The sequence below is a fragment of the Mesobacillus sp. genome (assembly GCF_049588175.1).
Taxonomy (GTDB): domain Bacteria; phylum Bacillota; class Bacilli; order Bacillales; family Cytobacillaceae; genus Mesobacillus.
The window spans coordinates 1-12,796 of record NZ_JBAVFI010000459.1 but is presented as its reverse complement, the minus strand read 5'-3'; the positions used below and the strand labels follow the sequence as shown (position 1 = coordinate 12,796).

The window sequence follows — 12,796 nt, the reverse complement described above, 5'->3', positions numbered from 1 at the left end:
GGGTATGAGAACAACTCAAAGAGTAAAAAGGACGACGAGTTGTTATGAGAGAGAGACCGAGAACAACTCAGCTGAAAAAAATCTCTTTGAGTTGTCGTCGTAAGGGTTACGAGAACAACTCAAAGAGGAAAAAAGGCTGTCGAGTTGTTATGGGAAGCGGTACGAGAACAATTCAAGGAGAAAAAATGGCAACGAGTTGTTATGAGAGGCGGTACGAGAACAACTCAAAAAGTAAAAAGGTGTTCGAGTTGTTATGAGAGAGACCCAGAGAACAACTCAGCTGGAAAAAATCTCGACGAGTTGTCGTCGGAGGGACTCCTTGCTCCAAGCGGTGTCTTTTGGAGTAGACTGCAATTAAGATACCGCTCACTGCATAAGTCTAATTTACTAATTTTTACAAAAAGGGTTGATAGGACGTAATCCTGACCGATATAAAAGCAAAGCAGAGTAAGTACATCAGGAGGAGAAGCAATGCATGTTTTGGATCTGATTGCTAAAATCAACACCAGTGTCGAAGAGCTCGACTTTGCTGCCGCTAGATTGTATATGGAAGAAAATATCGAAATCCTGAACGAGAATAGGAACTATTTAAAGACGAATGCCAGGGATTTACTTGAGTTTTTAACGAAAAGAATGGAAGCTGGCCAAAAGCCGCTGACGAGACAGGATATGTCGGTCATCAATGCGGTGAATAGCTATGCATCTAAATTTGACCTGAGAGGCCTGAAGGTAATCATCAGGGATCATTCTATGTTATTTTTACGGAATGATATCTCTGCCTATTTGAATATGGATGCGAGAATTATTCTCGAAGGAATGGGCGCAATTCCTAAAGCTGGGTAAGCAGATTAGCTCTTTTAACAGAGAGTGTATAATTTAACTATACGGTTACATTTTTTCGAACAACGGTTTCCACATTGGAAATCGTTTTTTTATTTTCCAGAGCCGTGCTCCAATCTTTATGTGAGGGGAAATATCACCTTCCTCAGGAGGGATGTCTATCCCAAAGCGGAATAATTTTCATACAGAATATTACAGGGTTTTTACAGAAAATAGCGAATATAAACATATTAGTGTAAAAATATCTAAGAAGATAAAGAGAATGATTGATAGATGGGGGAGGGAAATCCAGTGAGGGATCAAATGAATCCGACTGTAGAGAGAATTTTAGAAAACATTGACAAGGTTATGACAGGTAAACGAAATGTCGCTGAATTGAGCTTGATTGCATTGCTTGCGGGCGGGCATGTGCTGCTTGAGGATGTACCAGGTGTGGGGAAAACGATGATGGTGCGTGCGCTAGCGAAATCTGTCAGCGCCCATTTCAGAAGAATCCAGTTCACACCGGACTTACTGCCGTCAGATGTTACCGGTGTATCGATTTACAATCCTAAGGAAATGGAATTCCAGTTCAGGCCTGGACCAATCATGGGCAATATTATTCTGGCAGATGAAATTAACAGAACGTCACCTAAGACACAGTCTGCCCTTTTGGAAGGGATGGAAGAGCAAAGTGTAACGGTTGATGGTGTGACACATAAGCTTGAGAAGCCATTCTTTGTTATGGCGACGCAAAACCCGATTGATTATGAAGGAACTTACCCTCTGCCTGAAGCGCAGCTAGACCGTTTCTTATTGAAAATGAAAATGGGCTATCCTGCATTGGATGAAGAGATGGAGGTCCTGAACCGGGCGCAGCGCAACCTTCCAATTGAAGACCTGCAGCCTGTTGTTACGCTTGAGGATCTTCGTGACCTTCAGAACGAGATTAAAGAAGTGTTTGTCGATGAATCAATCAAGCGTTATATCGTTGAGCTTGCGAGCAGGACCCGCGGCCATGCGAGTGTCTATCTTGGTGCCAGCCCTCGTGGATCGATCGCGCTTATGAAGGCGGCTCAAGCGTATGCGTTTATTTATGGCAGGGATTATGTCATTCCAGATGATGTTCAGTACTTGGCGCCTTATGTTTTTGCTCATAGGATCATCTTGAAGCCCGAAGCCAGATTCGAAGGGATTACGGCTGAGGATGTCGTGAGCAGAGTGTTAGCGAGAGTGCCTGTGCCGGTGCAAAGGCTTGTGAAGTAATATGAGAAAAATTTTTCAAAAGTTCAAAGAGATTTGGAAGCTCATCGTTTTACTATTTTTGATCATCATTACGTTCTCCTATGCGATGTTCCAGGGAGGCTTTGTCAGCTGGTTCCTTTTCTACAGCTTTTTGCCGTTTGGTCTGTATGCTTTAGGACTTGCCTTATACTCATTGAAAGAAGTCAGGGCGGAAAGAGTCTATACAAAACAAGAATACAATGCTGGCGAAAAGTTTAAGGCAAGCATTGTCCTTGAAAGGAATTTTCCATTCCCGCTTTTTTATGCGATTGCTGAAGAAGAAGCAGGGGAGTCGCTTGCTGGCAACAATGATTTTCGAAAAGTGAAAACGATGCTTTTTCCGGGGATTAACCGTGTTTTCAGTTTTGACTATTCCATTGAAAACCTGCCGCGCGGGGAACATATTTTAACAGGCATCAAACTGAAAACGGGCGATCCGCTTGGCTTGATTGAAAAAGAAAAAATCCTTCCATCCGAAAGCAGGATTCTTGTATACCCTGCCTATCAGGAAATGGTTTACCGGCCGGTTGCCCATCATTTCGATCAGGGGATGACAGCATCAAAGGAACGGGTGCAGCGTGATACATCGATGGCAATCGGTGTCAGGGAGTATCAGCCTGGAGACCGTTTTTCATGGATCAACTGGAAAGCTACCGCTAGAAGGAACGATATTATGACGAAGGAATTCGAACAGAGGCAGTCCCATGATGTTTCGATCCTGATGGATTGTGCTCCTGAGCAGCGCTTTGAAGTCGTTGTTTCGTTTACTGCTTCTGTGATCAGGGCAATTTTACGAAAAGGTGCACAGGTCGGCCTGCTTACTTCAAGTGCTGAGCGGACCGTTTTTCCGATCCGCGGCGGGGAAATCCAGCAGCAGCAGCTCCTCTACCATTTGGCAAAAATCCAGGACGAGAGCCCGGTAACATTTGACCGCGTGCTGGAGGCTGAGACTTTCCTCGCGCAGCAAAATAATTCGATCATGCTGATTACCGCTCAATTGACAAAGGAGCTGATTGAGAAAGCAGCTTTTTACAATCAAAGAAATGGTTCAGTCAGTATTTTCCTGATTAAGAATGCTCAGGAATCCCCAACTAAAGCAGAAATAAATTTAAGGTCATCTGCATACGCGCGAGGAATCAGGCTGGTCATGGTCCACGACGGTCAATTTTCAGAAGCCTTCTCGGAGGTGAACAGAGGATGACGATGGATAAACCAAAAAAAGATATGACCGTCTTTTTATTGTATTTATTCAGCTTTCTGCTGCTGTGGGAGTGGCTGCGGCCATTAAAGGAACTGACAGACACAGGCCACTTAAGTGTATTTCTTGCCTTTGTCTTTATCTCATTGATGATGTCTTATTTCGGGATGCCGGTGATTCCTTCTGGTTTAATTAAAATGATTTTTATCCTGTACTCCGTCCAGTTCATGTATTATGAAGGAACATTTTTCAGCGCTGGCTGGTTTGGCGAGCTGGTAAGGGAGGTCCAGGCGAATGCAGGGTTCGTGCTGGGTACAGAGTGGGATGCGTTAACGAATGTTTTTCGGACGATCCTGTTCTTTATCTTGCTGTGGCTGATGTCCTATTTAATTCAATACTGGCTGATTAACCGGAAGCAAATCTTTGTGTTCTTTTTCATGACAATGATTTATATTACGGTGCTTGATACATTCACCCCTTATGAAGCGGACGCAGCCATTGTCCGGACTGTCATCTCTGGTTTTGCCGTGATGGGAATACTGGCATATTACCGTATTGTGGACAAGGAATTAGTAAAGAAGAATCTCGACAGCGCAAAAAAATGGATGGTGCCGCTAGTCGTCATGATTGCTTTGAGTGTTGGCATTGGCTTTACAGCGCCAAAGGCAGATCCAATCTGGCCAGACCCGGTTCCGTTCATCACTTCTTATAACGAAGACAGTGGCAGCAGTACCGTAAAGAAAGTTGGGTATGGTACGGATGATTCCGCCCTTGGGGGTCCATTTATCGGTGATGACAGGGTTGTTTTTGAAGCTGAAGCCGATGGCAGGCATTACTGGAGAATCGAGACAAAGGATATCTATACAGGGAAAGGCTGGGTAGTAGAGCCAGGGACAGAAATGCCAATCAGCTTCTATCCCCAGCAAGACGTACCACTGCAGCCGTTCGAGGCTGGAGTAAAAACCGAGCAGCGTACAAGCAAGGTCATTCCCAAGATAGGCTATCCACATATTGTTTATCCGCTTGGGGCTAAGCAAGTGGATGCGCCAGCAGCGAATAGGGTAATTGAATTCAGTCTTGACCCTATTACTGAAAAAATCCTTTCGGTCACTGATGGTACAGCAGGTTCAATTGGCCCATATTCAGTCACGTTCGACAACCCCGTTTATATGATGGAAAAACTTAAAGCTGCAGGATCTAACCGATTTCCTCCAGCTGACTATCCGAGCTCGGAATTCATAGCCAAGTATACTCGGGTCCCGGATGAATTGCCGGCACGGGTGAAAGAACTTGCGATGGATATTACCAAGGATGAAGAATCGTGGCTTGATAAAGCGAAAGCGATTGAAAAATACTTCCGATCCAATGAATTCGTGTACGATCAAGCTAGAGTAGCAGTACCTGAAGCGGATCAGGATTATGTTGACCAGTTCCTGTTTGAAACGCAGCGTGGTTATTGCGATAATTTTTCCACTTCGATGGTCGTCATGATGCGGACAATTGGAATACCTTCCCGTTGGGTAAAAGGTTATACAGAAGGGGAATACAAAGATACGCTAGAGGATGGACGCAGGGTTTATGAGGTAACAAATAACAATGCCCATTCCTGGGTAGAAGTCTATTTCCCTGGTGTTGGCTGGCTGCCATTTGAACCGACACAAGGTTTTACAAATAATGTGCAGTTTGAATATGAAAAGAAAGACACACAAACTCAAACAGATCAAGATACTGAAGAAGATACGACACCTGAGGCTCCTAAGAAGCCTGAAACTCCGGAAGAGCAGGCAAAGTCCAGCCAGTCTAAAATCTCTTTTTCAGATGGTTTGAAAAAAGCGGGAACCTTCATGAAGACAAACATGAAGAAAATCATCTTAACACTGCTGGTGTTTGCTCTCTTTTCAGCTATTCTTTATAAGCTTCGTGCAAAATGGATGCCAGGTTTTTACATCCTTCTCTATAAGTATAAAAAGGATGACAAATATCTGGAAAATGCTTATATGGCCCTCTTGAAGCAGCTCGAGCGCTACGGCTTAAAAAGGGATAAGGGCCAGACATTGAGAGATTATGCGATTTACGTGGATCAATTTTTCTCATCGAAAGAGATGAGAAGGCTGACAGCCACATATGAAGAATATCTCTATCACGGCAATGCGAAAGAGGGTATTTGGGAAGATGCGAAACAACAATGGGAAACGATGATTAAAAAAGCTAGTGCTTGACCGTTAAATTATTATACTGGTACAATGTTTGAAAATAAATAGAATAATCCTTCATATATCCTCGATAATAAGGTTCGAAAGTATCTACCAAATCACCGTAAATGATTTGACTATGAAGGCAGATTCTTTTCGTTCGTCCAGGGCTGGAATTCTGCTTTCATTTTTATGAAAGGGAGAATTCTGGCTTTTTTAATGCGGCGGAAATTGGATAGGCTATTAATAATACATAAAACCAGTATTCTGCCGTCACGTTCATTAGGAAAAAGTGGCGTCAACGAGCAGGGCGATGGACAGGAAGTTCTAGTCAGGCGAGTGCCACACGATGTGGCATGTTACGAGCGTGGCGACGGATAGGAAGTCCTAGTCAGGCGAGTGCCACACGATGTGGCATGTTACGAGCGTGGATTTTTTAAAATTTAAAGAGGTGACTTTTATGACAAACGAGCTGCAAGACCAAGAAATGATTGTTGTATTAGATTTTGGCAGCCAGTATAACCAATTGATCACGAGAAGGATCAGGGAATTTGGCGTTTACAGTGAGCTTCACCCACACACGATCACTGCAGAAGAGATTAAGAAAATGAATCCAAAAGGAATTATTTTTTCAGGCGGCCCGAACAGTGTTTATGACGAAGGGGCATTCCGCTGTGATGAGGAAATCTTTGAACTGGGCTTGCCGATCCTTGGCATTTGCTATGGAATGCAGCTGATGACGATGCATTTCGGCGGAAAAGTCGAAAAGGCAAAGAACAGGGAGTACGGGAAAGCGCTGCTGACTTTGCATAACCAGAATGCTTTATTTGAGGGCACACCTGAAGAGCAAATTGTCTGGATGAGCCATGGTGACCTAGTTACACTGTCACCGCCGGGTTTCAGTGTAGACGGAATCAATCCATCCTGCCCGATTGCGGCGATGAGTGATGAAAGCCGTAAGCTTTACGCAGTTCAATTCCATCCTGAGGTGCGACACTCTGTCTATGGTAATGACCTTTTGAAAAACTTTGTTTTCAAGGTATGTGAATGCACGGGTGACTGGTCAATGGAAAACTTCATCGAAATTGAGATGGAGAAAATCCGCCAGTTAGTTGGCGACAAAAAAGTCCTATGTGCCTTGAGCGGCGGTGTGGATTCTTCTGTAGTAGCAGTCCTGATCCATAAAGCAATCGGCGACCAGCTGACATGTATCTTCGTTGACCACGGTTTATTGCGAAAAGGCGAAGCGGAAGGCGTCATGCAGACTTTTGCCGAAGGTTTCAATATGAATGTCATTAAAGTCGATGCGAAAGAACGTTTCTTAAGCAAGCTTGAGGGAGTTTCTGACCCTGAGCAAAAACGAAAAATCATCGGCAATGAGTTCATTTATGTGTTTGACGATGAGGCAACGAAATTAGAGGGAATCGAGTTTTTGGCTCAAGGAACGTTGTATACCGATATTATCGAAAGCGGGACTGCGACTGCGCAGACGATCAAGTCCCACCACAATGTCGGCGGGCTGCCTGAAGATATGCAGTTCAAATTAATCGAACCACTGAATACATTATTCAAGGATGAGGTAAGAGCGCTTGGTGCAGAGCTTGGCATTTCTGATGAAGTCGTCTGGCGCCAGCCGTTCCCGGGTCCTGGACTTGGAATCCGTGTCCTTGGAGCAATTTCTGAAGAAAAACTTGAGATTGTTCGGGAATCAGATCAGATTCTCCGTGATGAAATTAAAAAAGCGGGCCTTGACCGTGACATCTGGCAATACTTTACTGTGCTTCCTGATATCCGCAGTGTTGGGGTAATGGGCGATGCGAGAACCTATGACTACACGATCGGCATCCGGGCTGTGACTTCAATTGATGGCATGACATCCGACTGGGCAAGAATCCCTTGGGATGTTCTCGAAATCATTTCTACGAGAATTGTTAACGAAGTAAACCATGTGAATCGCGTCGTTTATGATATTACAAGCAAGCCGCCTGCAACAATTGAATGGGAATAGAATACGAACGATTTTAAAAACGAACATGAAAATGTTCGTTTTTTTATTGACTAGGGCAAAAAGTCCTGTTAGAATAAAGCAGAACTTAATAATTTGTCAAAATTCGTCGTATAATATTGGGGATATGGCCCAAAAGTTTCTACCGAGCTACCGTAAATGGCTTGACTACGAGGTGAAATAAAACAGGGGTGCAATAGCTCTCATCTTTTTTCCTGCCCTGTTTTTATCCAATTGCCTTTAGTCAACGCCTCGGTATCCGTGGCGTTTTTATTTTTGGCCATATTTCCCGAATTAATTGTTCAGGGGGAAAAGAGATGAAGAAGTATTTTGAATTTGAGAAGCTAGGCACGAATTATCGCCGTGAGTTCATGGGCGGTATGACAACATTCCTTGCAATGGCCTACATTTTGATTGTCAATCCAATTACGCTGACACTGGCGGATGTAAAAGATCTTCCGGATGCATTGAGAATGGATTACGGTGCAGTATTCGTTGCAACTGCGCTTGCTGCTGCGCTTGGATCGATTATTATGGGTCTAATCGGTAAATACCCGATCGCGCTTGCCCCTGGTATGGGCTTAAATGCATTCTTTGCCTATACAGTTGTTTTAGGAAGTGGAGCTCCATGGCAGCACGCACTCGCAGCCGTGTTCATTTCCGGAGTATTCTTCCTGCTGCTGACGATTTCAGGTCTTCGTGAAAAAATCATCAACGCCATCCCGGTTGAACTGAAGCACGCGGTTGGTGCTGGTATCGGATTATTCATTACTTTTATCGGATTGAAAAATGCTGGAATCATCGTTGACAATCCAGCGACATTAGTTGGTTTAGGTGATTTAACAAACGGAAGTACATTGCTTGCAATCTTCGGTTTGCTGATTACAGTCATTATGATGACTAGAGGAATTAATGGAGCAGTATTTTTCGGAATGATCGTAACGGTTATTGTTGGTATGATTTTCAACCTGATTGATAAGCCTGAACAAGTCGTTGGTGCTGTACCAAGCATCGCACCTACTTTCGGTGCAGTATTTACAGCCTTTGGTGATCCGTCATTCTATACAGCAACAATGGTCGGCATTATTTTGACCTTCCTGTTTGTAGACTTCTTTGACAACGCAGGTACACTGGTTGCTGTAGCGAACCAGGCTGGATTGATGAAAGACAATAAGCTGCCTCGCGCTGGCCGTGCACTTTTCGCGGATTCTATCGCATCGATTGCCGGATCTATTCTTGGAACATCAACAACGACTTCTTATATTGAATCATCAGCAGGGGTTGCTTCTGGAGCACGAAGCGGTTTTGCTTCCCTTGTAACGGCAGGATTCTTCCTGCTAGCACTGTTCTTCTTCCCGGTTCTATCAGTTGTGACAGCACCAGTAACTGCACCTGCATTAATCATTGTCGGTGTACTCATGGTCTCATCTCTTGGTAAAATCGAATGGTCTCGCTTTGAAATTGCGGTTCCATCATTCCTGACCATGATTACTATGCCGCTTTCATACAGTATTGCTACTGGTATCGCAGCAGGATTTATCTTTTATCCAATCACGATGATGGTAAAAGGCCGCAGAAAAGATATTCACCCAATCATGTACATTTTCTTCATCATCTTTGTTCTTTACTTTGTATTTTTAACTGAATAGCATAGCGGGGGTTCAGCAGGTTTCTGCTGAGCCTCTTTTTTTGCAGAATTACCATTAATTAAATTTCGAATTCAAAGCTTTGTGGATTGACTTCTATTTTTACCTTTTATACGATATTCGGTAAGACAAGCTGAAACGGGGATGCAACATGGATAAAATTGAAGTGAAAAAAGGATTAAACAATAATGTCATGATTGCTGACCACCCTAACTTCGGCGAAGTCATCCTGATCGGCAAAGGAATTGGCTTCAACCGGAAAAAGGGAGATCTAATAGAAGAAGGTCAAGCGGAAAAGATGTTTGTCCTGAAGGATGAAAAAGAACAGGCCAATTACATCAAGCTCCTGCCGTTTGTTGAAAATGACCTGCACGAAGCAATCATCGCTTCTATTGAACTGATAAAGAAGAGGACCGCCAGTACTCTGAACGAGCATATACATGTAGCGCTGACGGACCATCTGATGTTTGCTGCAAGCCGAATGGCAACAGGCCTTGAATTCAAGAATCCATTTTTAGTGGAAACAAAGACGCTGTATCCGACTGAATTTGAAATCGCCAAAGAAGTGGTTCAGCTGTTCAAGGATAAATCAGGCATTGAGCTTCCGGTGGGGGAAACAGGATTTATTGCCTTGCATATTCATAGTGCGGTAATGAATCGCAATCTTTCTGATGTCAATATACACTCGCAGCTTGTGACGAAATTGGTACAAATGATAGAAGATCATTTAAATATAGAGATAGATAAAGAAGGTATCGATTACACGAGGCTCGTGCGGCACCTGCGTTTTGCGATTGAAAGGGTCAATAATGGAGAAAAGGTCGAAGAGCCGGAAAAATTTTCTGCCCTCTTGAAAGAAGAATATCCTGTGTGCTACAATCTTTCATGGAAACTCATTAAAGTGATGCAGCAGACCTTGAAAAAACAAGTATGCGATGCTGAAGCCGTGTATCTAACGATGCATTTGCAAAGGCTTCAGAAAAAAGTTAAATAGGTTATAATTTTTTACGTGTTACTGATTCGATCAGGCATGAGTAAAGAATGTAATTGAAACGAAGTTTTATGGGTAATATATCCGTATGCTTCTTTTCGGTACATCTTTCTCATGCCTTTTTTATTTGTTTTTTTAATGTTTGTAACCGCTTTAGGAGTAAAAAATAACAGGAGGTATTCCTATGTTTAAGAAAGCTTTTGGTGTTCTGCAAAAAGTAGGGAAAGCGCTTATGCTTCCAGTTGCACTATTGCCAGCTGCAGGTATCCTGCTTGCTCTTGGTGCGGCTCTAAGAAACCCAGCATTGCTGGAGCTTGCTCCATTTTTAGATAACAGTGGCGTCGATATGGTTGCTGCTGTCATGCAAAAAGCCGGAGACATCGTCTTCGGAAACCTGCCGCTCTTGTTTGCGGTTGGTGTAGCTGTTGGTTTGGCAGGCGGTGAAGGAGTTGCTGGTCTGGCAGCGATTATCGGTTACCTGATCATGAACGTAACGATGGGTACAGTTTTAGGTATTACTCCAGAAGATGTTAATGGACTTAATTACGCAAGTATTCTTGGTGTACCTACCCTTCAGACAGGGGTTTTCGGGGGTATCATCGTTGGGATCATTGCTGCAGGGCTTTACAATAAGTTCTATGAAATTGAATTGCCATCTTACCTTGGTTTCTTTGCTGGTAAGCGATTTGTTCCAATTATCACTGCAGGAACAGCCATCCTGCTTGGTTTATTGATGCTTGTCATTTGGCCTCCAATCCAAAGTGGCTTAAACGCATTCTCGCAAAATATGGTTCACGCAAACCTGACTCTTTCTGCATTTATATTCGGTGTAGTAGAACGTTCGTTGATTCCATTCGGATTGCACCACATTTTCTATTCACCATTCTGGTATGAGTTTGGTCAGTATACGACTCAGGCTGGAGAAGTTGTACGCGGTGACCAGCGTATCTTCATGGCTGAAATCGCGGATAACGTACAAAACCTTTCTGCTGGTACATTCATGACTGGTAAATTCCCGTTCATGATGTTCGGTCTTCCAGCTGCAGCATTGGCTATTTATCACGAAGCACGTCCTGAAAGAAAAGTTGTTGTCGGCGGTTTGATGGTATCTGCTGCTTTGACTTCGTTCCTAACAGGTATTACAGAACCACTAGAATTCTCATTCTTATTCGTTGCGCCAATACTATTTGGTGTACATGCTATTTTTGCCGGTTTATCTTTCATGGTGATGCATCTATTAGATGTAAAAATCGGTATGACATTCTCAGGTGGTCTAATTGACTACATTCTGTTTGGTTTGATCAACCCGCAGACAAATGCTTGGTTAGTCATTCCGGTTGGTTTAGTATTTGCAGTGATTTACTATTTCGGATTCAGATTCGCTATCCGCAAGTTCAACCTGATGACTCCTGGCCGTGAAGCGGTTGAAGATGATCAAGAAGAAAGCGGAACGAAGCGTAACACAGGCGATCTTCCATACGAAGTGCTAGAAGCAATGGGCGGACAGGAAAATATCGCTCACCTTGATGCTTGTATCACGCGCCTTCGTGTATCTGTAAATGACATCAAGAATGTTGACAAAGACCGTTTGAAAAAGCTTGGCGCTGCCGGTGTCCTTGAAGTGGGCAACAATATCCAGGCGATTTTTGGCCCTCGTTCAGAAACAATCAAGGGACAAATGAAAGATATCATGAGCGGCAAGAAGCCACGTCCAGTGGAAACAGTTCAAGCTAAAGAGGTTGAACAGCAAATTGAAGAAGTAAATCCAGAAGCATTGCAAACGCATCATGATGGAGATGCAGAAGTAATCATTTCTCCTATTAAAGGTGAAATCAAGCCAATCACTGAAGTGCCGGATGCTGTATTCTCAGGAAAAATGATGGGTGACGGTTTTGCGATCGTTCCATCTGAAGGCACAATCGTTTCACCGGTTGACGGTAAAATTGTAAACCTATTCCCTACAAAGCATGCTATCGGTATTCTTTCCAATGCTGGACGAGAAATTCTCATCCACGTGGGTATTGATACAGTGAACTTGAAGGGACAAGGCTTTGAAACGCTTGTTTCTGAAAATGATACAGTGACAAAAGGACAGCCATTATTGAAGGTGGATCTTGATTACATCAAAGAACATGCGACTTCAATCATGACTCCGATTGTCTTCACGAACCTTGCAGCAGGTGAAAGTATCGTTATTAACAAACAAGGCGATGTAGATGTGAAGGAAGAAAACATCATCACTATTTCTAAATAAGAAGCAATTCTGCCAGCCTCCCTGTATGGGAGGCTGTTTTTGTATGAAGAGATTTATTGAAGGGAAAGATTCAAATGTGTGCTTAAAAGAACATTGCGTTTTCCATTTTTTACAATGTTTAAACATGTTGACTCTGGGGATGGGCGATGATAGTATATAGAAACAGTCGCGAACAAGTTAACAACATTTTAATCTTCAAAAAAGAAATTAAAAAAGCTGTTGACATTCGATGCTGTAACGTGGTAAATTATTAAAGTCGCTTCTGAGCGGCGCAAACAAATTGCTCTTTGAAAACTAAACAAACAAGCGTCAACAAACAATATTTTATAGTGACTTCTATTATATAGATGATCACTAGCCAACGTTTTAAATTATGAGCTAACTCATAACTCTTTTTTGGAGAGTTT

The 12,796-nt window shown here is 43.1% G+C and carries 8 protein-coding genes and 2 riboswitches; all 8 genes read left to right on the top strand.

The window, feature by feature from the left end:
- Positions 1 to 471: 471 nt before the first annotated feature.
- The 8 genes from WB217_RS11245 to ptsG all read left to right on the top strand — a co-directional run bounded on the left by WB217_RS11245 (position 472) and on the right by ptsG (position 12,389).
- Positions 472 to 843 (top strand): hypothetical protein, encoded by a 372-nt coding sequence (locus WB217_RS11245; RefSeq protein WP_423993318.1) that lies wholly within the window; start codon positions 472 to 474, stop codon positions 841 to 843.
- Positions 844 to 1,143: 300 nt separating this feature from the next.
- A complete protein-coding gene (locus WB217_RS11240) occupies positions 1,144 to 2,085 on the top strand; it encodes an AAA family ATPase (RefSeq protein ID WP_423993319.1) in 942 nt (313 codons plus the stop codon).
- Between the two features lies 1 nt (position 2,086).
- Positions 2,087 to 3,304: a DUF58 domain-containing protein gene (locus tag WB217_RS11235; RefSeq protein WP_423993317.1), complete on the top strand. Its 1,218-nt coding sequence runs from the start codon at positions 2,087 to 2,089 to the stop codon at positions 3,302 to 3,304.
- Positions 3,301 to 5,520, top strand: a complete 2,220-nt coding sequence (locus WB217_RS11230; protein WP_423993316.1) for a transglutaminase TgpA family protein — start codon at positions 3,301 to 3,303, stop codon at positions 5,518 to 5,520. The genes WB217_RS11235 and WB217_RS11230 overlap by 4 nt, the downstream gene beginning before the upstream one ends.
- Before the next feature lie 31 nt (positions 5,521 to 5,551).
- Positions 5,552 to 5,653: riboswitch (purine riboswitch) on the top strand.
- A 300-nt stretch (positions 5,654 to 5,953) separates the two neighbouring features.
- Entirely contained in the window at positions 5,954 to 7,501 is a 1,548-nt protein-coding gene (guaA, locus tag WB217_RS11225) for a glutamine-hydrolyzing GMP synthase (RefSeq protein ID WP_423993315.1), read from the top strand.
- Between the two features lie 86 nt (positions 7,502 to 7,587).
- Positions 7,588 to 7,689: riboswitch (purine riboswitch) on the top strand.
- 126 nt (positions 7,690 to 7,815) lie between these two features.
- Positions 7,816 to 9,147, top strand: coding sequence for an NCS2 family permease (locus WB217_RS11220; protein ID WP_423993314.1), 1,332 nt, complete (start codon positions 7,816 to 7,818; stop codon positions 9,145 to 9,147).
- A 148-nt stretch (positions 9,148 to 9,295) separates the two neighbouring features.
- Positions 9,296 to 10,138, top strand: coding sequence for a glucose PTS transporter transcription antiterminator GlcT (glcT, locus tag WB217_RS11215; protein WP_423993313.1), 843 nt, complete (start codon positions 9,296 to 9,298; stop codon positions 10,136 to 10,138).
- 181 nt (positions 10,139 to 10,319) lie between these two features.
- Positions 10,320 to 12,389, top strand: coding sequence for a glucose-specific PTS transporter subunit IIBC (gene ptsG, locus WB217_RS11210; protein WP_423993312.1), 2,070 nt, complete (start codon positions 10,320 to 10,322; stop codon positions 12,387 to 12,389).
- Positions 12,390 to 12,796: the final 407 nt, after the last annotated feature.

Bases quoted from the DNA above. Each gene is read 5' to 3' on its own strand.
- WB217_RS11240 (WP_423993319.1), top strand. From the start codon at position 1,144: ATGAATCCGACTGTAGAGAGAATTTTAGAAAACATTGACAAGGTTATG.
- WB217_RS11220 (WP_423993314.1), top strand. From the start codon at position 7,816: ATGAAGAAGTATTTTGAATTTGAGAAGCTAGGCACGAATTATCGCCGT.
- WB217_RS11230 (WP_423993316.1), top strand. From the start codon at position 3,301: ATGACGATGGATAAACCAAAAAAAGATATGACCGTCTTTTTATTGTAT.
- guaA (WP_423993315.1), top strand. From the start codon at position 5,954: ATGACAAACGAGCTGCAAGACCAAGAAATGATTGTTGTATTAGATTTT.
- ptsG (WP_423993312.1), top strand. From the start codon at position 10,320: ATGTTTAAGAAAGCTTTTGGTGTTCTGCAAAAAGTAGGGAAAGCGCTT.
- WB217_RS11245 (WP_423993318.1), top strand. From the start codon at position 472: ATGCATGTTTTGGATCTGATTGCTAAAATCAACACCAGTGTCGAAGAG.
- WB217_RS11235 (WP_423993317.1), top strand. From the start codon at position 2,087: ATGAGAAAAATTTTTCAAAAGTTCAAAGAGATTTGGAAGCTCATCGTT.
- glcT (WP_423993313.1), top strand. From the start codon at position 9,296: ATGGATAAAATTGAAGTGAAAAAAGGATTAAACAATAATGTCATGATT.